The sequence below is a fragment of the Citrobacter sp. MGH104 genome (assembly GCF_001034485.1).
Classification (GTDB): Bacteria; Pseudomonadota; Gammaproteobacteria; order Enterobacterales; family Enterobacteriaceae; genus Citrobacter; species Citrobacter freundii.
In genome coordinates, this window is record NZ_KQ089818.1 from 1,931,450 (window position 1) to 1,952,724 (window position 21,275).

Sequence of the window (21,275 nt, forward strand, 5' to 3'; positions counted from 1 at the left end):
GCCTTGTTGATCGAAGAGTTTGGCGCTCAATTTAGCCCTGAACTCAACATATTTACAGATTATTGCCTGTCCTGGTTAGCGAAAGCTGGCATTTGTTTTACTTTTTAGCCGCATAAAGTCAAAATTAAGACTTCGTTACGGCTTCCAGAAGATCCTTCAAGAGGACCGGCGAGTATACCTGAAGAAAGGACTTTAGATGCTTTTAGCGACGGCGCTGTTAATAATTGGTTTACTTCTGGTGGTCTACGGTGCCGACCGTCTGGTATTTGCCGCATCCATTTTATGTCGAAACGTCGGTATTCCCCCCATTATCATCGGAATGACCGTGGTCAGCATTGGTACGTCGTTACCCGAGATCATTGTCTCCGTTGCCGCATCGATGAATGGGCAACTCGATCTGGCTGTCGGGACCGCCATAGGTTCTAACATCACCAACATTCTGCTTATTTTAGGCCTGTCGGCGCTGATTCATCCTTTTACCGTGCATTCTGATGTTCTGCGTCGTGAATTACCGCTAATGTTGCTGGTAAGTATTTTAGCTGCATCCGTCCTGTATGACGGGCAGTTGAGCCGCAGCGACGGTTTCTTTCTTCTGCTCCTGGCCGTGCTATGGCTGCTATTCATTGTTAAAATCGCTCGTCTGGCCGAGCGACAAGGCAATGACAGCCTGACACGCGAGCAGATAGCTGAGCTACCGCGCGAAGGCGGGTTACCCGTCGCATTTTTGTGGTTGGGTATTGCGCTGATTATTATGCCTATGGCTACGCGTATGGTGGTAGATAACGCTACCGTACTGGCGAACTATTTCGCCATGAGCGAACTCACCATCGGGTTGACGGTGGTCGCCATTGGTACCAGCCTGCCGGAACTGGCAACGGCGATTGCGGGTCTGCGTAAAGGTGAAAACGATATTGCCGTCGGTAACATTATCGGCGCGAACATTTTTAATATTGTTATCGTCCTCGGGCTACCGGCGCTGATTACGCCGGGCGAAGTCAATCCTATGGCCTTCGTCCGGGACTACAGCGTCATGCTGCTGGTGAGCGTTATTTTTGCATTACTCTGCTGGCGACGTCCGCGCCAGATTGGTCGCGGCGCGGGCGCGCTGCTGACCGGCGGTTTTATCATATGGCTGGCGATGCTGTATTGGTTATCGCCACTTCTCGTTGGATAACTGGAAACGCATTATGTCGCACTTAGAGTTGCAACCGGGTTTTGACTTTCAGCAAGCAGGCAAGGAAGTCCTGGCAATTGAACGTGAAGGCCTGGCGGAGCTTGATCAGTACATCAACCAAAATTTTACCCTCGCATGCGAGAAAATATTCAGTTGCCCGGGCAAAGTCGTGGTGATGGGAATGGGGAAATCCGGCCATATCGGGCGGAAAATGGCAGCCACATTTGCCAGCACCGGCACCCCCTCATTTTTTGTACACCCAGGCGAAGCTGCACATGGCGATCTGGGTATGGTCTCGCCGCAGGATGTGGTCATCGCCATCTCTAACTCCGGTGAATCCAATGAGATAGCGGCGCTGATCCCGGTATTAAAACGTCTTCATGTACCGCTTATCTGCATGACCGGTCGTCCGGAAAGCAGTATGGCGCGTGCAGCAGATGTGCATCTGTGTGTTAAAGTGCCCAAGGAAGCTTGTCCGTTAGGCCTGGCGCCGACCAGCAGCACGACCGCAACACTGGTGATGGGCGATGCCCTTGCGGTGGCATTATTAAAAGCGCGCGGCTTTACCGCGGAAGATTTTGCGTTGTCTCATCCCGGTGGGGCACTGGGCCGTAAGCTTTTACTGCGCGTTAACGATATTATGCATACGGGCGACGAGATCCCGCATGTAACCAAAAACGCCAGCCTGCGTGACGCCTTAATTGAGATCACGCGTAAAAATCTCGGCATGACAGTCATTTGCGATGATGCCATGAAGATTGACGGTATTTTCACCGATGGTGATTTACGTCGTGTCTTCGATATGGGCGTTGATGTACGCCAGTTAGGCATTGCCGATGTGATGACCCCTGGAGGCATTCGCGTGCGTCCGGGTATTCTTGCCGTCGATGCCCTGAACTTAATGCAGTCCCGCCATATCACCTCGGTAATGGTTGCTGATGGCGACCAGTTACTCGGTGTGTTACATATGCATGATCTGCTACGTGCAGGTGTAGTGTAAGAAACTCAAGGATAACGAAAATGAGTAAAGCAGGTGCGTCGCTTGCGACCTGTTATGGACCCGTCAGCGCAGACGTTATCACCCGGGCAGAAAACATCCGTTTGCTGATCCTGGATGTGGATGGCGTACTGTCTGATGGTCTGATTTATATGGGCAACAACGGTGAAGAGCTGAAGGCTTTTAACGTCCGCGATGGTTACGGAATTCGCTGTGCGCTCACTTCCGGTATTGAGGTTGCCATTATTACCGGACGAAAGGCTAAACTTGTAGAAGATCGCTGTGCCACTTTGGGGATCACCCACCTGTATCAGGGGCAGTCAGACAAACTGGTTGCTTTTGGCGATCTCCTTAGCAAACTGGCGATCGCGCCGGAGAATGTCGCCTACGTTGGCGATGACCTGATCGACTGGCCGGTGATGGCACAAGTGGGATTGAGCGTCGCGGTGGCAGATGCCCACCCTTTGCTGATCCCGCGGGCCGATTATGTCACCCGTATTAATGGGGGACGTGGCGCTGTGCGTGAAGTCTGCGATTTATTACTCCTGGCGCAGGGCAAACTGGACGAGGCCAAAGGGCAATCGATATGAGCAAAACCAGACGTTGGGTTATCATTCTACTGTCGCTGGCTGTCCTTGTGATGATTGGTATTAATCTGGCAGACAAAGAGGACACCGCTCAGGTCGTCGTCAATAACAACGAGCCAACCTATAAGAGCGAACATACTGATACCGTCGTGTATAGTCCGGAAGGCGCGCTGAGCTATCACTTGATCGCACAACACGTTGAATATTATTCGGAACAAGCGGTTTCGTGGTTTACTCAACCAGTATTAACCACATTTGATAAGGATAAAGTACCGACTTGGACGATCAAGGCCGATAAAGCCAAATTGACCAACGATCGGATGCTGTATCTGTACGGCCATGTTGAGGTTAACGCCCTGGTGCCTGACTCTCAACTACGCAGAATTACGACCGATAACGCGCAGATTAACCTGGTGACACAAGATGTCACTTCCGATGATCTGGTGACGTTGTATGGCACAACATTTAACTCCAGCGGACTGAAGATGCGCGGCAACTTACGCAGCAAGAACGCCGAGCTGATTGAAAAGGTTAGAACCTCATATGAAATCCAAAACAAACAAACTCAGCCTTAATCTTGTACTTGCCAGCTCACTTCTGGCCGCCAGCATTCCGGCATTTGCCGTCACCGGCGATACCGAGCAGCCGATTCACATTGAGTCGGACCAGCAGTCCCTGGATATGCAGGGCAACGTGGTAACGTTTACTGGCAACGTGATTGTGACTCAGGGCACCATCAAAATTAACGCCGATAAAGTCGTCGTGACCCGTCCTGGCGGCGAAGACGGCAAAGAAGTGATTGACGGCTATGGCAATCCAGCGACGTTTTACCAGATGCAGGACAACGGTAAACCGGTTAAAGGCCGCGCCTCGCAGATGCACTATGAACTGGCGAAAGACTTTGTCGTGCTAACCGGCAAGGCGTATCTGGAACAGCTCGATAGCAACATCACGGGCGATAAGATCACCTATCTGGTAAAAGAGCAGAAAATGCAGGCCTTCAGCGATAAAGGCAAACGCGTCACCACCGTTCTGGTTCCGTCGCAGTTGCAGGACAAAAACAAGGCTCCGGCAGAGAAAAAAGGTAACTGATTCGTTATGGCAACATTAACTGCAAAGAACCTTGCAAAAGCCTATAAAGGCCGTCGTGTGGTGGAAGATGTCAGTCTGACCGTCAACTCCGGGGAGATCGTCGGTCTGCTCGGTCCTAACGGTGCAGGCAAGACAACAACCTTTTACATGGTGGTCGGCATTGTCCCGCGCGATGCGGGTAACATTATCATTGATGACGAAGACATCAGCCTGCTGCCTCTGCATGCACGCGCGCGTCGCGGCATCGGCTACTTACCGCAGGAAGCATCGATTTTCCGTCGTCTGAGCGTGTTTGATAACCTGATGGCGGTACTGCAAATTCGTGACGATCTGACCAGCGAGCAGCGGGAAGATCGCGCCAACGAGCTGATGGAAGAATTCCACATCGAACACCTGCGTGACAGTATGGGGCAGTCGCTCTCCGGTGGTGAACGACGCCGCGTGGAGATCGCCCGCGCACTGGCCGCTAATCCGAAATTTATCCTGCTGGATGAACCGTTTGCCGGTGTTGACCCGATTTCCGTTATTGATATCAAACGGATCATCGAACACCTGCGCGACAGCGGCCTTGGCGTGCTGATTACCGACCATAACGTCCGCGAAACGCTGGCAGTGTGTGAGCGCGCCTATATCGTGAGTCAGGGGCACCTGATCGCGCACGGCACGCCAACAGAAATACTGCAGGATGAGCACGTTAAGCGCGTATACCTTGGGGAAGACTTCAGACTCTGATAGGGTAGAAGACTTCACGTCACCGCAGGAGAAAACAACTCTGAACATGAAGCAAGGTTTGCAACTCAGGCTTAGCCAACAACTGGCGATGACGCCTCAGCTACAACAGGCTATCCGTCTGTTGCAGCTGTCCACGCTGGAACTTCAGCAAGAACTTCAGCAAGCGCTGGAAAGTAATCCACTGCTCGAGCAAACCGATCTTCACGACGAAATTGATACCCAGGAAAAACAGGACAGCGAAACCCTCGACACCGCCGATGCTCTCGAACAAAAAGAGATGCCTGAGGAGCTGCCGCTTGATGCCAGTTGGGATGAGATTTACACCGCCGGGACGCCTTCGGGCACCAGCGGAGATTACATCGACGATGAGCTGCCTGTGTATCAGGGTGAGACCACGCAATCACTACAGGATTACCTGATGTGGCAAGTGGAATTGACCCCGTTCTCGGATACCGATCGCGCCATTGCGACATCCATTGTGGATGCGGTAGACGAAACCGGTTATCTCACCGTGACCCTGGACGATATTCTCGAAAGCATGGGCGATGACGACGTCGGTATGGACGAAATCGAAGCCGTGCTTAAACGCGTTCAGCGCTTTGATCCCGTAGGCGTGGCCGCCAAAGATCTCCGCGACTGCTTACTAATCCAACTTTCGCAGTTTGATAAAGCCACACCGTGGCTGGAAGAAGCGCGTCTGATCATCAGCGATCATCTCGATCTGTTAGCCAACCATGACTTCCGCACGCTGATGCGCGTGACCCGACTGAAAGAAGACGTGCTAAAAGAAGCCGTCAATCTTATTCAGTCACTGGATCCAAGGCCTGGGCAGTCGATCCAGACTGGTGAACCAGAATACGTTATTCCGGATGTGCTGGTGCGTAAGCATAACGATCGCTGGGTGGTCGAACTCAACAGCGACAGCATCCCACGACTGCAGATCAACCAGCACTACGCCGCTATGTGCAATAGCGCGCGCAACGATGCCGACAGTCAGTTTATACGTAGCAATCTACAGGATGCGAAGTGGCTGATTAAAAGCCTGGAAAGCCGCAATGATACACTGCTGCGCGTAAGTCGCTGCATCGTGGAGCAACAGCAAGCCTTCTTTGAGCAAGGTGAAGAGTTTATGAAACCGATGGTACTGGCGGATATCGCCCAGGCCGTCGAGATGCACGAATCGACCATTTCCCGTGTGACCACGCAAAAGTATCTGCACAGTCCGCGCGGCATTTTTGAATTGAAGTATTTCTTTTCCAGTCACGTTAACACTGAAGGTGGAGGCGAAGCCTCATCCACGGCGATCCGTGCGCTGGTGAAGAAATTAATTGCTGCGGAAAACCCCGCGAAACCACTGAGTGACAGCAAGTTAACCTCTATGCTGTCAGAACAGGGTATCATGGTGGCACGCCGCACCGTTGCGAAGTACCGAGAGTCTTTATCCATTCCGCCGTCTAACCAGCGCAAACAGCTGGTCTGACTCAACCGATAAGGAAGACACTATGCAGCTCAACATCACTGGAAACAACGTCGAAATCACTGAAGCCCTGCGCGATTTTGTTAATACAAAATTTGCCAAGCTTGAACAATATTTCGACCGGATTAATCAGGTCTATATTGTGTTGAAAGTGGAGAAGGTTACACATATCTCGGATGCAACGCTGCATGTGAACGGTGGCGAAATTCATGCCAGCGCGGAAGGTCAGGATATGTACGCCGCCATTGACGGTTTAATTGATAAACTGGCTCGGCAGTTAACAAAACATAAAGATAAACTGAAACAGCACTAACTTGTCCGGGCAGTTAGCGGGTGCAGGACGGCCTGTTGTGTAGCACAACGGGCCATTTGTACAGTTAGCGCTTAGGTGAAATTATGACAAATAACGATACGACTCTACAACTGAGCAATGTTCTTAACCAGGAATGTACACGCGCGGCCGTTCACTGCCAAAGCAAAAAACGCGCACTGGAAATCATCAGTGAACTGGCGGCAAAACAGCTCAGCTTGCCCTCTCAGGTGGTATTTGAAGCCATTCTGACGCGTGAAAAAATGGGCAGTACCGGCATCGGTAATGGTATTGCTATTCCGCACGGAAAGCTGGAAGAAGACACGATGCGCGCGGTTGGCGTGTTTGTGCAACTTGAAACGCCTATCGCCTTCGACGCTATTGATAATCAGCCAGTCGATCTGCTGTTCGCCCTGCTGGTTCCGGCAGACCAAACCAAGACGCATTTGCATACGTTGTCACTGGTCGCAAAACGTCTGGCGGATAAAACCATCTGTCGTCGTCTGCGCGCCGCACAGAGTGACCAGGAGTTGTATCAAATCATCACGGACACCGAAGGTGGACAGGATGAAGCATAACAACCCAATGGCATCCTTTTTTGTCGTTGTGAGGAGAAACAGTACATGGTACTGATGATCGTCAGCGGCCGTTCAGGGTCAGGTAAATCTGTCGCTCTGCGTGCGCTGGAAGATATGGGTTTTTACTGCGTGGATAACCTTCCCGTAGTGCTGTTGCCCGATCTGGCTCGTACTCTGGCCGATCGCCAGATTTCTGCGGCCGTCAGCATTGATGTGCGCAACATGCCTGAGTCCCCGGAGATTTTCGAGCAGGCAATGAACAATCTGCCTGAAGGCTTCTCACCACAGCTGCTGTTCCTTGATGCTGACCGTAACACGCTGATTCGTCGCTACAGTGACACGCGTCGCCTGCACCCACTCTCCAGCAAGAACTTGTCTCTGGAAAGCGCTATCGATAAGGAAAGCGATTTGCTTGAGCCTTTGCGCTCTCGCGCTGACCTGATCGTTGATACCTCCGAAATGTCCGTACACGAACTGGCGGAAATGTTGCGTACCCGACTGTTGGGCAAACGTGAACGTGAATTGACGATGGTTTTCGAATCCTTTGGTTTCAAACACGGTATCCCGATTGACGCGGATTACGTCTTTGACGTGCGCTTCCTGCCTAACCCGCACTGGGATCCGAAGCTGCGCCCGATGACCGGTCTTGACCGCCCCGTCGCTGCCTTCCTCGACAGGCACACAGAAGTACACAATTTTATCTACCAGACTCGCAGCTATCTTGAGCTATGGTTACCCATGCTGGAGACCAACAACCGCAGCTACCTCACCGTAGCCATCGGCTGTACCGGCGGGAAGCACCGTTCGGTGTATATTGCAGAGCAGCTGGCAGACTACTTCCGCTCACGCGGTAAAAACGTGCAGTCACGCCATCGTACGCTGGAAAAACGTAAATCATGACCGTGAAGCAAACCGTTGAAATCACTAATAAGCTGGGCATGCATGCCCGTCCAGCTATGAAACTGTTTGAATTGATGCAGGGTTTCGAAGCAGAAGTTTTGCTGCGTAATGATGAAGGAACGGAAGCCGAGGCCAACAGCGTTATCGCTCTGCTGATGCTGGATTCAGCCAAAGGGCGTCAGATAGAAGTTGAAGCCACGGGTCCGCAGGAAGTTGAAGCCCTTGCCGCAGTGGTTGCCCTGTTTAATTCAGGTTTTGATGAAGATTAGTCAAGTGGTTTTAACACGTAGCCAGTAGGTCGGGTAAGGCGTTTACGCCGCATCCGGCAATGCCATTGTGTCGTATTGTGCCTGATGCGCTGCACTTAAATCAGGCCAACAAAAACAGCGACAGTAGCGACTAATACAACTTATTTTCCCGCATAAACGACTCACCGCCTAACTGGCGCATTTGACGCATGATCCACGCCTGGCGGCTACGCACATAACCAGAAGGCGCATTCGCTTTAAAACGCAAAGGATTAGGTAATACCGCCGCCAGCAAGGCCGCTTCAGACAGACTCAACCGACTGGCAGGCTTATGGAAATAGCGCTGCGCCGCCGCCTCCACGCCAAAAATCCCATCGCCAAACTCAGCGATATTCAGGTAAACGGTCAGAATACGTTTCTTGCTCCAGACGGTTTCCATACCCAGCGTTAGCCCGGCTTCAAGGCCTTTACGTACCCAGCTACGTCCATCCCACAGAAAGAGGTTTTTCGCCGTCTGTTGCGATAACGTCGACGCCCCGCGAATACGGTTTTCATTGCGTTCATTGTGCGCCAGCGCTTTCTCTATGGCGGAGACATCGAATCCCCAGTGCTCGGGAAACTTCTGGTCCTCCGCGGCAATGACGGCCAGTCCCATCCACGGTGAAATCTCGTCCATGCTCACCCAGTCTGAGTGCGCCACATAACCAAAATCACCGGACAGCCATGCGCCCAGTTGCCGTTCAACCATCACCGCAGAGAAAGGCACAGGCATCACGCTGAAAAGTGCGATGCCCCCGCCCCAGAATACGCCGAGGACAATGACCGCCCGCAGAAAGATACGTCGCAGAAAGGCGGTAACTCCTGTTCTCATTCAGCCAGCACCAGCACACGCGATACCAGTTTATCGATACCACTCGCAGCCTGAGCGATATCCTGCGCCAGCATATAGGCGGGCGTGGTGACAATTTTGTTGTCCTCATCGACGACAATGTCATCAACCGGACAAGGCACATGCTCAGCGCCCATCTCTTCCAGCACCTCTGCCGTATCGATATCAGTACCAATGGTCAGACGCAGAGGGAAATCAAAAATTTTAGGTAACATAGCGGGCGCAATGCACATAAATCCCTGCGGCTTACCCGCCTGATGCATGGCCACCGCCAGCGCGGCTAAATCGCTGTCAACCCGGCATTCGCTGCCCTGACTGGCAAAATTGCTCAGATTTTTGGCCGCACCAAACCCACCCGGCACGATCAACGCATCCAGTTCCGCTGAGACTGCCTGAGCGAGCGGGCGAATTTCACCGCGTGTTATACGTGCGGCTTCAATCAGTACATTACGCGTTTCCAGCATCGGCTCGCCGGTCAGATGATTAATCACATCCGCTTGCTGTTTATCCGGAGCAAAGCAGACGGCCTGAGCGCCGTTGCGGGCAATGGCCAGAAGCGTGAGAACAGTTTCATGGATCTCTGCACCGTCATACACGCCGCATCCGCTGAGCACTACACCCACTTTTTTCATCGTGATACTCCTTTCTCAACTGGCTGAAACATATTAGTTATTATGATTTAAATGCTACGCTTCACACATTTAACTGATTCATGTAACAAATTATTTAAGATTTGCTATCTTAACTGCGTGCGGCCTGAAAATTAGGGCTGCGCCCTTGTAAACAATGATAATAATTTACGGCGCAGCCACGATTTCCCTGGTGTTGGCGCAGTATTCGCGCACCCCGGTCAAGCCGGGGTCATTTTTTTTCCACGCTCGCCACCCAGGCTTTTAATACCGCCACGTCGTGCTGCCACTCCTGCTTCATCTCTTCAATCCATTCAGCAACGTTATCTTCCCAGGCGGGAAGGTCCGGCGACTGGATTTGCTGACCTAACTGTTGCAGGTGACGCAGCCCCACTGAACCTGCTGCGCCTTTAATTTTATGACCTTCCTCAACCACGCCTTTTTTATCCCGTGCGGTCAAGTTGGACTCCAACACGCTCAAATATCCCGGCATCATCTTCTCAAACACCGCCAGCCCGTCGGTAATTAACTTCGGTCCCACCAGCTCGAGGTATTGTTCCAACATAGGAATATCTAACAGCGCTTGCGATTTACTGCTTTCTTCAGATGTCACAGTGCTCTCCTCTTCGTTTCTGGTATCCCAGTATTTTTTGATCATGGCGGTTAGCGCCGGAACCGACAGCGGCTTACTCAGCACGTCATCCATCCCCGCGTCCAAATACTCTTTTTTATCTTTCAGTACGTTAGCGGTGAGTGCAACCAGCGGCGGAAGGTCCTCACGAGCGTATTTTTGCGTGAGCTCCCGCGAGATATCCAGACCGGTCATATCCGGTAGCTGAATATCCAGCAGCACCAGGTCATATTCACCCGGCTTAAACATTTCCAGCGCGGCTTTCCCGGTCATCGCGACATCCACGCTGTTGCCTAATTTTTCCAGCACGGAACGCGCAACAATAACGTTCAGTTCAATGTCTTCCACCAGCAGCACATTCAGGGCTGGCAGCGGCATGTCATCGTCTTCAAAGGCGTCTTCAATCTCTTCCGCTACCGCAGGCGCATGTACGGTCAGCGTAAAGATGGAGCCTTTACCTGCCTGGCTGGAAACCGTAATATCGCCGCCCATATTTTTCGCCAGACGCTTCGACACGGCCAAACCAATCCCGGTTCCTGTGGCCGGTTTACCGCCGTTGCTGTCCTTCACCTGATAATACATGGCGAAGATTTTATCCTGCTCATCCTGCGGAATGCCGATCCCAGAATCTTCAACCTCGAAATGCAGCATATCGCCCTGGTCATAGCGCGCCCGCACGGTCACCTGTCCCTGCTGAGTGAACTTCACGGCGTTGCTGATCAGATTCCACAGAATCTGGCGCAAACGCGTGCCGTCGGTAATGACCTTATGCGGTAGCGGTAACGTTGGCTCAAGTACAAAACGCAGCCCTTTTTGCTGCGCCTGCAGGCCAGAAAGGTTTTCCAGATCCGCCATAAAACTGGTGAAATCAACAGGCTGGTTATCGAGCTGGACTTTACGTCGCTCCATCTTATCCATATCTATGATATCGTTGAAAATATTCCCCAGCGTCACGGCAGAGACATGGATGGTTTTCAGGTATTTTTCCTGCTCAGCGGTCAGGTCTGTATCCAACAGGATTCGGCTTAAGCCGACAATGCCGTTAAGCGGAGTGCGCAGCTCGTGGCTGATGGTGGAAATGAAGGTGGTCTTATCACGGCTGGCACGTTCAAGCGCGTCCTGATAGCGCTTACGCTCGGTAATATCGCGCCCAAAGCCCATCAGGCCATGTCGCTTACCTACGCGGTCATAGTACGGCACTTTACGAATTTCAAAGCAGGCTTTGCGCCCGTCCGGGTAGTCCAGCCACTGTTCGTAGGTGAGTGAGACGTTATGACGGAATACCTTCTCGTCGGTTTCAATTACCTTTTCAGCCGCTTCAGGAGAGTAAACGTCAGCCGGTTTTAAGTTCACTAGCTGCTTTTCGCTCTTGCCAGTCAGCAGTTCCATGGCACGGTTACAGCCGGAAAATTCTTTATCTTCATTGCGATAAAAAACCAGATCCGGCGAGGCATCAAGGAAAGAGCGTAAAAAGGAAGACTGTTGCTCGAGCTGGATCTGCGCTTCTTCGCGCTCTTTGATTTCAACCTTCAGTTGCTCGAACGTTTCCTGGCGCTCCGCTTCGGCTTTTTCGCGCTCAACAATTTCCTGATTGAGCTGGGCTATATTATCTTTCAATTGCACATTGAGCTTGAGATCGCGCTCGCGCATCTCTTCCAGCTTTTGTACCAGTCGTGACAGGCGTTGCCGGGACTCTTCCAGTTGCTCCACCACCACTGACAGGAAATAGACAGCCCAAGGGGTAATTAACAGACCAAAAAAGATAGAACGGATAACATCAATGCTTTCTACCTGGCCATGCAGCACCATGGTGACAGCCATCTGCACCACAATTGCCAACACGACCAGAGCCAGCGCTAATAGCAGCGAAAAGCGCACCAGACCCAACTTCATCATTAGGTCGACGTAATATTGCGCCAGCATACGGATTTGCTTCATAGAGGGTTCCTTCACGACAACTTGGCACAATAATACTCAATTCTTGGCGTGACGTTTGAGAATGTGCAAGAAATGCGGAGGTTATCAGTGAAATGACCGTAGAAGGTTAATCGTAGGCCTAATAAGCGAAGCGCCATCAGGCAAGCAGGCGCAGATTGCCGGATGTCGGTTTTACCTTATCCGGCCTACGGAGGGTTAGATCCCCGGCTGCACCCATGGCGTACCCAGCGCCGAGCCTTGCACGCCGTGCTCGTTAAGGTACTTATCCAGTTCAACCATCCCAGTCCAGCGATTTTCACACCATAGCGGTGCTAACAGCGTTGGGCGACGCGCGCTGGCGGAAATGCGATGATAAATCACCTCTGGCGGCGTATGGCGGATCATCTCCCCGGCGGTAACCGTATAATCGTCCAGTTCAATTCCGTTCAGCCGCCCGGCTTCCCAGGCTTTCGCCATCGTACTGCCTTTCACAATATGCAGCGGATGCAGCTTAATACCGTCAACACCCGTCTCCACCACACGCTCCATGGTTTGTAGACATTCTGCCTGCCCTTCTCCCGGCAGACCGACAATCAGGTGCGAACAGACTTTCAGCCCGCGTTCACGCGCCAGTCGCGTGGTGTTCTGGTAGCAGGCAAAATCATGACCGCGGTTAATACGGTGCAGGGTTTTGTCATGTGCGGTTTGCAGACCAAGTTCCAGCCATACCTCATAACCCAGGTCTTTATACTCGCAAAGCAGATCGAGTACCGCATCCGGCACGCAGTCGGGGCGCGTCCCAACGCATAACCCGACGATACTGGCCTGGCTGACCGCCTGCTGATACATCGACCGCAGCACCTGTACTTCAGCAAAGGTGCTGGTATAGGCCTGAAAATAGGCCAGATAGCGTCTGGCGCGATTGACCAACTGCGCCTGATGCTCAAGCTGCTCGGCAATGGAATGATGCTGCTGAGTTTCATCGGCAAACGAGGCGACATTACAGAAAGTACATCCGCCACGTCCGATGGTGCCATCACGATTTGGACAGCTAAAGCCGCCGTGCAGCGTGAGTTTATGAACCTTTTGCCCATAACGGCGAGAAAGATCCCCACCAAACATATTGACTAATTTCTGTAACTGCATAATCTGGTAGACCGCGCCTTGAAAAGAGGCCAAAGCCTGCCATTTTTTGCCCCAGTCGGCGATGACCTGGATCAATCGCCCTGGCGAGCCTTTATTTATTGCATAACAAATCAAAATAATTGAAATTTCATTCACTCAAAATCTAATTACTTTTCCTTATATTCAGCGGTTTTTTTTATCTTCTTATACTCTCAGCGTAAAAACAGTATCTTTAAGACGCCTGAACTCTAAAAACCAGCATAAAATGCCAGTCATCTCGATAAATAAAGGGAGGACGAGGGATATCCAGCCTTTCTGACAGTGAGACAGATCACACTTCCTGGGGGATTCCCCTTAGGTTAAATCAATGTAAAAAATCCTTTTATTTCAATATTTTCATAAAGTTAATTGCCCTATAGCACATTTTTGCATAAATAAGATTGCCATTTGACCTGTGTGTGGATTCCCGATAACTTGGAAATCCGCTGGAAGCTTTCTGGATGAGCAGTCTGCTCATCATATTTATGCAGTAATTGAGATTCCCTCTGAAGCAAGTCCTCAAACTTGTTTGACCTGTGCGAAAAGGATAAAGAGGGCGAATGCGAGGTAAGCGTATGACACGCAAACCCCGTCGCCATGCTCTTGGTGTGCCCGTGCGCAACGGTCCAGATGGGAATCCCTCAGAGCCTGGGGAGGTTCACTGATATGTTGTACGATAAATCCCTTGAGAGGGATAACTGTGGTTTCGGCCTGATCGCCCACATAGAAGGCGAACCTAGCCACAAGGTAGTGCGTACCGCCATACACGCACTGGCCCGTATGCAGCACCGTGGCGCAATTCTTGCCGATGGAAAAACCGGCGATGGTTGCGGCCTGCTGTTACAAAAACCTGACCGCTTTTTCCGCATCGTGGCGCAAGAGCGCGGCTGGCGTTTAGCCAAAAACTACGCCGTCGGCATGATCTTTTTAAATAAAGACCCTGAGCTGGCTGCGGCTTCTCGTCGCATTGTTGAAGAAGAATTACAGCAGGAAACCCTGTCGATTGTCGGCTGGCGCGACGTGCCGACCAACGAAGGTGTTCTCGGTGAAATTGCGCTCTCCTCCCTGCCTCGTATCGAGCAAATTTTTGTTAACGCCCCTGCGGGCTGGCGTCCGCGTGATATGGAGCGTCGCCTGTTCATCGCGCGTCGTCGTATCGAAAAACGCCTCCTGCAAGACAAAGATTTCTACGTCTGTAGCTTGTCGAATCTGGTCAATATCTATAAAGGTCTGTGTATGCCGGCGGATCTGCCGCGCTTCTACCTGGACCTGGCAGACCTGCGTCTGGAATCGGCCATCTGCCTGTTCCATCAGCGCTTCTCCACCAACACCGTACCGCGCTGGCCGCTGGCGCAGCCGTTCCGCTATCTGGCGCACAACGGTGAAATCAACACCATCACCGGCAACCGCCAATGGGCGCGAGCCCGTACCTATAAGTTCCAGACCCCGTTGATCCCGGATCTGCACGACGCCGCGCCGTTTGTTAACGAAACCGGCTCTGACTCCAGCTCGATGGACAACATGCTAGAACTGCTGCTGGCAGGCGGGATGGACATCATCCGCGCCATGCGCTTACTGGTTCCACCGGCATGGCAGAACAACCCTGATATGGATCCGGAGCTGCGCGCGTTCTTTGACTTCAACTCCATGCACATGGAACCATGGGATGGTCCGGCAGGCATCGTCATGTCCGACGGCCGCTTTGCCGCCTGTAACCTTGACCGTAACGGCTTGCGTCCGGCACGCTACGTCATCACCAAAGACAAGCTGATTACCTGCGCCTCTGAAGTCGGGATCTGGGATTATCAGCCGGATGAAGTGGTAGAGAAAGGCCGCGTCGGCCCTGGCGAGCTGATGGTTATCGATACTCGCAGCGGGCGCATTCTCCACTCCGCCGAAACCGATGATGACCTGAAAAGTCGTCACCCATACAAAGAGTGGATGGAGAAAAACGTCCGCCGCCTGGTACCGTTCGAAGACCTGGCTGACGATCAGGTCGGCAGCCGTGAACTGGACGATGACACCCTCGCCAGCTATCAGAAACAGTTTAACTACAGCGCTGAAGAGCTGGATTCCGTGATCCGCGTGCTCGGTGAAAACGGCCAGGAAGCGGTCGGTTCAATGGGTGACGATACCCCGTTTGCCGTACTCTCCAGCCAGCCGCGCATCATTTATGACTACTTCCGCCAGCAGTTCGCGCAGGTCACCAACCCGCCGATCGACCCGCTGCGTGAAGCGCACGTCATGTCGCTGGCCACCAGCATCGGTCGTGAGATGAACGTCTTCTGCGAAGCTGAAGGTCAGGCACACCGCCTGAGCTTTAAATCGCCGATCCTGCTGTACTCCGATTTCACCCAGCTCACCACCATGAAAGAGGAGCATTATCGCGCTGACCGTCTGGATATCACCTTCGACGCGACCGAAACTACGCTCGAAGAGACCGTCAAAGCATTGTGCGATAAGGCGGAACAGATGGTGCGCAACGGCACGGTACTACTGGTACTCTCTGACCGCAACATCGCTAAAAATCGTCTGCCGGTTCCGGCGCCGATGGCCGTGGGCGCAGTGCAAACGCGTCTGGTAGAACAAAGCCTGCGCTGCGACGCCAACATCATCGTTGAAACCGCCAGTGCCCGCGATCCGCACCATTTTGCCGTCCTGCTCGGCTTTGGCGCGACGGCAATCTATCCGTATCTCGCGTATGAAACATTGGGACGTCTGATCGACACTCAGGCGATTGCCAAAGATTACCGGACCGTGATGCTGAACTACCGTAACGGCATCAACAAAGGTCTGTACAAAATCATGTCCAAAATGGGCATCTCGACCATTGCCTCCTACCGCTGCTCGAAGCTGTTTGAAGCCGTTGGTCTGCACGATGATGTGGTTGCGTTGTGCTTCCAGGGCGTGGTCAGCCGTATTAGCGGTGCAGGGTTTACCGACTTCCAGCAGGATCTGCTGAACCTCTCCAAACATGCATGGCTGGCGCGTAAACCTATCAGCCAGGGCGGTTTGCTGAAGTACGTCCACGGCGGCGAATACCACGCCTACAACCCGGACGTGGTACGCACTCTGCAGCAGGCGGTACAAAGCGGCGAGTACAGCGACTATCAGGAATACGCCAAGCTGGTTAATGAGCGTCCGGCGGCCACGCTGCGCGATCTGCTGGCGATTACGCCTGGCGATGAAGCCGTAAGCATTAGCGAAGTAGAACCCGCGACCGAACTGTTTAAACGCTTTGATACCGCCGCCATGTCTATCGGCGCATTAAGCCCGGAAGCACACGAAGCGCTGGCCGAAGCCATGAACAGCATCGGCGGCAATTCGAACTCCGGTGAAGGCGGCGAAGACCCGGCGCGCTATGGCACCAATAAAGTGTCACGGATTAAGCAGGTTGCTTCCGGTCGCTTTGGCGTAACCCCGGCATACCTGGTCAATGCCGATGTCATTCAGATTAAAGTCGCTCAGGGCGCGAAACCTGGCGAAGGTGGTCAGTTACCGGGTGATAAAGTCACCCCGTACATCGCCAAACTACGCTATTCCGTACCGGGTGTGACGCTGATCTCCCCGCCGCCGCACCACGATATCTACTCTATCGAGGATTTAGCGCAGCTGATTTTCGACCTGAAACAGGTCAACCCGAAGGCGATGATCTCGGTGAAGCTGGTTTCCGAACCAGGCGTTGGTACCATCGCCACTGGCGTAGCGAAAGCCTATGCGGATCTGATCACCATTGCTGGCTACGATGGCGGCACTGGCGCAAGCCCGCTCTCATCAGTGAAATATGCGGGCTGCCCGTGGGAACTCGGCCTGGTGGAAACCCAGCAGGCGCTGGTGGCTAACGGTCTGCGTCACAAGATTCGTCTGCAGGTCGATGGCGGTCTGAAAACCGGCGTCGATATCATTAAAGCGGCAATTCTGGGTGCAGAAAGCTTTGGCTTCGGTACCGGCCCGATGGTGGCGCTGGGCTGTAAATATCTGCGTATTTGCCACCTGAACAACTGCGCAACCGGTGTTGCAACTCAGGATGAGAAACTGCGTAAGAATCACTATCACGGCCTGCCGTTCAAAGTGACCAACTACTTTGAATTTATCGCCCGTGAAGTGCGCGAGCTGATGGCCTCGCTGGGCGTTACCCGCCTGGTGGATCTGATTGGTCGCACCGACCTGCTCAAAGAGCTGGAAGGGTTTACCGCCAAGCAGCAAAAGCTGGAGCTGTCTCGTCTGCTGGAAACCGCCGAACCGCATCCGGGTAAAGCGCTGCATTGCACCGAGAACAACCCGCCGTTTGATAATGGCGTGCTGAACGCCCAGCTGTTACAGCAGGCGAAGCCGTTCGTCGACGAGCGCCAGAGCAAAACCTTCTGGTTCGATATCCGCAACACCGACCGTTCCGTCGGCGCATCGCTGTCGGGCTATATCGCTCAGACGCATGGCGATCAGGGGCTGGCGTCTGACCCGATCAAAGCGCACTTCAGCGGTACTGCAGGCCAGAGCTTTGGCGTATGGAACGCGGGCGGCGTGGAGTTGTATCTGACCGGCGATGCCAACGACTATGTCGGTAAAGGCATGGCGGGCGGCCTGCTGGCGGTACGTCCTCCGGTTGGCTCTGCTTTCCGTAGCCATGAGGCGAGCATCATCGGTAACACCTGCCTGTATGGCGCCACCGGTGGTCGCCTGTTTGCTGCGGGTCGTGCGGGTGAGCGCTTTGCAGTGCGTAACTCTGGCGCAATCACCGTGGTTGAAGGTATTGGCGACAACGGCTGTGAATACATGACCGGCGGCATCGTCTGTATTCTCGGCAAAACCGGCGTTAACTTCGGCGCGGGCATGACCGGCGGATTCGCCTACGTGCTCGACGAAGACGGTGAATTCCGCAAACGCGTAAACCCGGAACTGGTCGAAGTGCTGAGCGTGGACTCGCTGGCGATCCACGAAGAGCACCTGCGTGGCCTGATTACCGAGCACGTACAGCATACCGGTTCTTCTCACGGCGAAGAGATCCTGGCGAACTGGCCAGCATTCTCGGCGAAATTCGCGCTGGTAAAACCAAAATCCAGTGATGTGAAAGCACTGTTGGGTCACCGTAGTCGTAGCGCAGCAGAGCTGCGTGTGCAGGCGCAGTAAGGGGTAGCAGCAATGAGTCAGAACGTATACCAATTTATCGACCTGCAGCGTGTTGATCCGCCGAAGAAGCCGCTGAAGATCCGTAAGATCGAATTTATCGAGATCTACGAGCCGTTTTCTGAAGGTCAGGCCAAAGCACAGGCAGATCGCTGCCTGTCCTGCGGTAACCCGTACTGCGAGTGGAAGTGTCCGGTGCATAACTACATCCCGAACTGGCTGAAGTTGGCGAATGAGGGACGTATTTTTGAAGCGGCAGAGCTTTCGCACCAGACCAACACCTTGCCGGAAGTCTGTGGCCGTGTATGCCCGCAGGATCGACTGTGTGAAGGATCCTGTACGTTGAACGATGAGTTTGGCGCGGTAACCATTGGCAACATCGAGCGCTATATCAACGATAAAGCGTTCGAGATGGGCTGGCGTCCGGATATGACCGGCGTTCGCCAGACGGACAAGCGCGTGGCGATTATCGGTGCGGGGCCAGCGGGCCTGGCCTGTGCTGATGTGCTGACCCGCAACGGCGTAAAGGCGGTGGTATTTGACCGTCACCCGGAAATCGGCGGCTTGCTGACCTTCGGTATCCCAGCCTTCAAGCTGGAAAAAGAGGTCATGACCCGTCGCCGTGAAATCTTCACCGGCATGGGCATTGAGTTCAAACTCAACGTGGAAGTAGGCCGTGACGTACAGCTCAATGATTTGCTGAAGGATTACGACGCCGTGTTCCTTGGCGTAGGAACCTATCAGTCGATGCGCGGCGGGCTGGAAAACGAAGACGCTGATGGCGTGTTTGATGCCCTGCCGTTCCTGATTGCCAATACCAAACAGTTGATGGGCTTTGGCGAAAGCAGCAATGAGCCATATATCAGCATGGAAGGCAAACGTGTCGTCGTGCTCGGCGGTGGCGATACCGCGATGGACTGCGTGCGCACCTCCGTACGTCAGGAAGCATCGCACGTTATCTGCGCCTATCGTCGCGATGAAGAGAACATGCCGGGTTCGAAACGCGAAGTGAAAAACGCGCGCGAAGAAGGCGTCGAGTTCCAGTTCAACGTCCAGCCTTTAGGTGTGGAAGTGAATGCCAACGGGAAAGTGTGCGGCGTGAAAATGGCGCGCACTGAAATGGGCGAACCGGATGCGAAGGGACGTCGCCGTGCGGAGATCGTCGCTGGCTCCGAGCACGTTGTTCCGGCTGATGCCGTGGTCCTGGCGTTTGGTTTCCGCCCACACAGCATGGAATGGTTGAAAGAGCACAGCGTCGAGCTGGATTCACAGGGGCGCATTATTGCCCCGGAACGTAGCGACAACGCTTTCCAGACCAGCAACCCGAAAATCTTCGCAGGCGGCGACATCGTACGCGGTTCGGATCTGGTGGTCACCGCGATTGCCGAAGGTCGTAAAGCGGCAGACGGGATTCTGAATTACCTGGAAGTGTAAAAGAGCCTTCTCTGGCCCCTGTTCACGTTTGTCGACAGGGGCTTTTTTTCTCCGTATTTCTCCACCATTCTTTGAAAGCTACTCGCAATTAAGACTGCAATTCTTTGTAATTAGTAGAACGTGGATTGACCACTTCAGCACCCGGGCGTATTGATCGCGGAATATTTTTACACCGTAACTTTCACTAAAGGGATGAAGTATGACCACGCCGACGTCACTTCAGGATGCAGATGACTATCAGCAAATCCATAACGGAATTGTTCGACTACTGGACACCGCGCGGACAGAAACTGTCCGTAGTATCAATGCACTAATGACGGCGACCTACTGGGAAATTGGTCGACGAATTGTTGAATTTGAGCAAGGTGGTGAATCCCGGGCAGCCTATGGCGCTCAGCTTATTGAACGGCTGTCAGTGGATCTAAACCAACGCTATAAACGGGTGTTTTCCATGGTAAACATACGGCAAATGCGTATGTTTTATCTTTATTTTCAACAAATTGAGATTCAGCAGACACTGTCTGGTGAATCTCAAAATCTCATACAACTCGCCAAAACATTCCCACTACCCTGGTCGGCGTATGTCCGCCTCTTGTCTGTTAAAAATGCCGATGCCCGCACTTTTTATGAGAAAGAGACTCTCCGTAACGGCTGGTCAGTACGGCAGCTCAATCGACAAATTGCCACTCAGTTTTATGAGCGGACGCTGTTGTCCCGCGACAAATCCGCCATGTTGCAGAAGGCAGTCCCGACGGAGCCTGAAGTCTTGCCTGAAAAGGCCATCCGCGATCCGTTCATTCTGGAGTTTCTTGGCCTCAAGGATGAGTATTCAGAATCGGATCTTGAAGAGGCGCTGATCAATCACCTGATGGACTTTATGCTGGAGCTCGGCGACGATTTTGCTTTTGTTGGCCGTCAGCGTCGATTGCGCATTGACGATAACTGGTTCCGCGTCGATCTGCTGTTCTTTCATCGTCGTTTACGCTGCCTGTTGCTCGTTGATCTAAAAGTAGGCAAATTCAGCTATGCGGATGCCGGGCAGATGAATATGTATCTGAACTATGCCAAAGAACATTGGACGATACCGGGGGAAAATCCGCCAGTCGGGCTGATTCTGTGCGCAGGAAAAGGGGCGGGGGAAGCGCACTACGCGTTGAACGGCCTACCGAATACCATCCAGGCGAGCGACTACAAAGTACAGCTACCTGATGAAAAATTACTTGCAGACGAGCTCATTCGTTCACAAACCATGCTGGGAACTCAACTCACAGACGCGGGTTAACTGTCGACCAAGGAAAATCAACGCAATCATCAACACCATAAATAATAACCATGTAAAGATTATACGTAATCGTTTGCTTTATTCTGAGAACTGTATATTATGCGGCGGAT

General features: G+C 52.9%; 18 protein-coding genes. 14 read left to right on the plus strand and 4 right to left on the minus strand.

Annotated elements, in window-relative coordinates; all coding sequences use genetic code 11:
• Positions 1-196 precede the first annotated feature (196 nt).
• The 11 genes from SK34_RS09000 to npr all read left to right on the plus strand — a co-directional run bounded on the left by SK34_RS09000 (position 197) and on the right by npr (position 8,116).
• Positions 197-1,174, plus strand: coding sequence for a calcium/sodium antiporter (locus tag SK34_RS09000; RefSeq protein ID WP_003839941.1), 978 nt, complete (start codon positions 197-199; stop codon positions 1,172-1,174).
• Positions 1,175-1,187: 13 nt separating this feature from the next.
• Positions 1,188-2,174 (plus strand): arabinose-5-phosphate isomerase KdsD, encoded by a 987-nt coding sequence (gene kdsD / locus SK34_RS09005; protein WP_003025063.1) that lies wholly within the window; start codon positions 1,188-1,190, stop codon positions 2,172-2,174.
• A gap of 20 nt (positions 2,175-2,194) precedes the next feature.
• The gene (kdsC, locus tag SK34_RS09010) at positions 2,195-2,761 is read left to right on the plus strand and encodes a 3-deoxy-manno-octulosonate-8-phosphatase KdsC (protein ID WP_003025065.1); all 567 of its coding nucleotides are present in this window, start codon (positions 2,195-2,197) and stop codon (positions 2,759-2,761) included.
• On the plus strand, positions 2,758-3,333 hold the full coding sequence (gene lptC / locus SK34_RS09015) for an LPS export ABC transporter periplasmic protein LptC (RefSeq protein ID WP_003025068.1): 576 nt from the start codon (positions 2,758-2,760) through the stop codon (positions 3,331-3,333). The genes kdsC and lptC overlap by 4 nt, the downstream gene beginning before the upstream one ends.
• Positions 3,302-3,850: a lipopolysaccharide ABC transporter substrate-binding protein LptA gene (lptA, locus tag SK34_RS09020; protein WP_003025070.1), complete on the plus strand. Its 549-nt coding sequence runs from the start codon at positions 3,302-3,304 to the stop codon at positions 3,848-3,850. The genes lptC and lptA overlap by 32 nt, the downstream gene beginning before the upstream one ends.
• Positions 3,851-3,856: 6 nt before the next feature.
• Positions 3,857-4,582: an LPS export ABC transporter ATP-binding protein gene (gene lptB, locus SK34_RS09025; RefSeq protein ID WP_003025073.1), complete on the plus strand. Its 726-nt coding sequence runs from the start codon at positions 3,857-3,859 to the stop codon at positions 4,580-4,582.
• A 46-nt stretch (positions 4,583-4,628) separates the two neighbouring features.
• Positions 4,629-6,062: an RNA polymerase factor sigma-54 gene (gene rpoN / locus SK34_RS09030; RefSeq protein WP_003025074.1), complete on the plus strand. Its 1,434-nt coding sequence runs from the start codon at positions 4,629-4,631 to the stop codon at positions 6,060-6,062.
• A gap of 22 nt (positions 6,063-6,084) precedes the next feature.
• A complete protein-coding gene (hpf, locus tag SK34_RS09035; protein WP_003025078.1) occupies positions 6,085-6,372 on the plus strand; it encodes a ribosome hibernation promoting factor in 288 nt (95 codons plus the stop codon).
• An 83-nt stretch (positions 6,373-6,455) separates the two neighbouring features.
• Positions 6,456-6,947, plus strand: coding sequence for a PTS IIA-like nitrogen regulatory protein PtsN (ptsN, locus tag SK34_RS09040; protein ID WP_006687857.1), 492 nt, complete (start codon positions 6,456-6,458; stop codon positions 6,945-6,947).
• Between the two features lie 45 nt (positions 6,948-6,992).
• Complete coding sequence (gene rapZ, locus SK34_RS09045) at positions 6,993-7,847, plus strand: RNase adapter RapZ (protein ID WP_003025085.1); 855 nt, start codon at positions 6,993-6,995, stop codon at positions 7,845-7,847.
• The gene (gene npr, locus SK34_RS09050; RefSeq protein ID WP_003025086.1) at positions 7,844-8,116 is read left to right on the plus strand and encodes a PTS phosphocarrier protein NPr; all 273 of its coding nucleotides are present in this window, start codon (positions 7,844-7,846) and stop codon (positions 8,114-8,116) included. The genes rapZ and npr overlap by 4 nt, the downstream gene beginning before the upstream one ends.
• Positions 8,117-8,246: 130 nt before the next feature.
• Here the strand turns inward: npr and mtgA are convergent, their stop codons facing one another.
• The 4 genes from mtgA to SK34_RS09070 all read right to left on the minus strand — a co-directional run bounded on the left by mtgA (position 8,247) and on the right by SK34_RS09070 (position 13,307).
• The gene (gene mtgA / locus SK34_RS09055) at positions 8,247-8,966 is read right to left on the minus strand and encodes a monofunctional biosynthetic peptidoglycan transglycosylase (protein ID WP_003839927.1); all 720 of its coding nucleotides are present in this window, start codon (positions 8,964-8,966) and stop codon (positions 8,247-8,249) included.
• Positions 8,963-9,616: an isoprenoid biosynthesis glyoxalase ElbB gene (gene elbB, locus SK34_RS09060; RefSeq protein WP_048232879.1), complete on the minus strand. Its 654-nt coding sequence runs from the start codon at positions 9,614-9,616 to the stop codon at positions 8,963-8,965. Before elbB ends, mtgA begins: the two co-directional genes overlap by 4 nt.
• A gap of 229 nt (positions 9,617-9,845) precedes the next feature.
• Entirely contained in the window at positions 9,846-12,182 is a 2,337-nt protein-coding gene (gene arcB, locus SK34_RS09065; protein WP_003844840.1) for an aerobic respiration two-component sensor histidine kinase ArcB, read from the minus strand.
• 195 nt (positions 12,183-12,377) lie between these two features.
• A complete protein-coding gene (locus SK34_RS09070) occupies positions 12,378-13,307 on the minus strand; it encodes a tRNA modification radical SAM protein MnmL/YtqA (protein WP_003839924.1) in 930 nt (309 codons plus the stop codon).
• 684 nt (positions 13,308-13,991) lie between these two features.
• Here SK34_RS09070 and gltB point away from each other — a divergent pair.
• The 3 genes from gltB (at position 13,992) to SK34_RS09090 (ending at position 21,165) form a co-directional block, all read left to right on the plus strand.
• Positions 13,992-18,452 (plus strand): glutamate synthase large subunit, encoded by a 4,461-nt coding sequence (gene gltB, locus SK34_RS09080; RefSeq protein ID WP_003839922.1) that lies wholly within the window; start codon positions 13,992-13,994, stop codon positions 18,450-18,452.
• Positions 18,453-18,464: 12 nt separating this feature from the next.
• The gene (locus SK34_RS09085; RefSeq protein WP_003025096.1) at positions 18,465-19,883 is read left to right on the plus strand and encodes a glutamate synthase small subunit; all 1,419 of its coding nucleotides are present in this window, start codon (positions 18,465-18,467) and stop codon (positions 19,881-19,883) included.
• 199 nt (positions 19,884-20,082) lie between these two features.
• A complete protein-coding gene (locus SK34_RS09090) occupies positions 20,083-21,165 on the plus strand; it encodes a PDDEXK nuclease domain-containing protein (protein ID WP_048232881.1) in 1,083 nt (360 codons plus the stop codon).
• Positions 21,166-21,275 lie beyond the last annotated feature (110 nt).

Bases quoted from the DNA above. Each gene is read 5' to 3' on its own strand.
- SK34_RS09000 (WP_003839941.1), top strand. From the start codon at position 197: ATGCTTTTAGCGACGGCGCTGTTAATAATTGGTTTACTTCTGGTGGTC.
- kdsD (WP_003025063.1), top strand. From the start codon at position 1,188: ATGTCGCACTTAGAGTTGCAACCGGGTTTTGACTTTCAGCAAGCAGGC.
- kdsC (WP_003025065.1), top strand. From the start codon at position 2,195: ATGAGTAAAGCAGGTGCGTCGCTTGCGACCTGTTATGGACCCGTCAGC.
- lptC (WP_003025068.1), top strand. From the start codon at position 2,758: ATGAGCAAAACCAGACGTTGGGTTATCATTCTACTGTCGCTGGCTGTC.
- lptA (WP_003025070.1), top strand. From the start codon at position 3,302: ATGAAATCCAAAACAAACAAACTCAGCCTTAATCTTGTACTTGCCAGC.
- lptB (WP_003025073.1), top strand. From the start codon at position 3,857: ATGGCAACATTAACTGCAAAGAACCTTGCAAAAGCCTATAAAGGCCGT.
- rpoN (WP_003025074.1), top strand. From the start codon at position 4,629: ATGAAGCAAGGTTTGCAACTCAGGCTTAGCCAACAACTGGCGATGACG.
- hpf (WP_003025078.1), top strand. From the start codon at position 6,085: ATGCAGCTCAACATCACTGGAAACAACGTCGAAATCACTGAAGCCCTG.
- ptsN (WP_006687857.1), top strand. From the start codon at position 6,456: ATGACAAATAACGATACGACTCTACAACTGAGCAATGTTCTTAACCAG.
- rapZ (WP_003025085.1), top strand. From the start codon at position 6,993: ATGGTACTGATGATCGTCAGCGGCCGTTCAGGGTCAGGTAAATCTGTC.
- npr (WP_003025086.1), top strand. From the start codon at position 7,844: ATGACCGTGAAGCAAACCGTTGAAATCACTAATAAGCTGGGCATGCAT.
- mtgA (WP_003839927.1), bottom strand. From the start codon at position 8,966: ATGAGAACAGGAGTTACCGCCTTTCTGCGACGTATCTTTCTGCGGGCG.
- elbB (WP_048232879.1), bottom strand. From the start codon at position 9,616: ATGAAAAAAGTGGGTGTAGTGCTCAGCGGATGCGGCGTGTATGACGGT.
- arcB (WP_003844840.1), bottom strand. From the start codon at position 12,182: ATGAAGCAAATCCGTATGCTGGCGCAATATTACGTCGACCTAATGATG.
- SK34_RS09070 (WP_003839924.1), bottom strand. From the start codon at position 13,307: ATGCAGTTACAGAAATTAGTCAATATGTTTGGTGGGGATCTTTCTCGC.
- gltB (WP_003839922.1), top strand. From the start codon at position 13,992: ATGTTGTACGATAAATCCCTTGAGAGGGATAACTGTGGTTTCGGCCTG.
- SK34_RS09085 (WP_003025096.1), top strand. From the start codon at position 18,465: ATGAGTCAGAACGTATACCAATTTATCGACCTGCAGCGTGTTGATCCG.
- SK34_RS09090 (WP_048232881.1), top strand. From the start codon at position 20,083: ATGACCACGCCGACGTCACTTCAGGATGCAGATGACTATCAGCAAATC.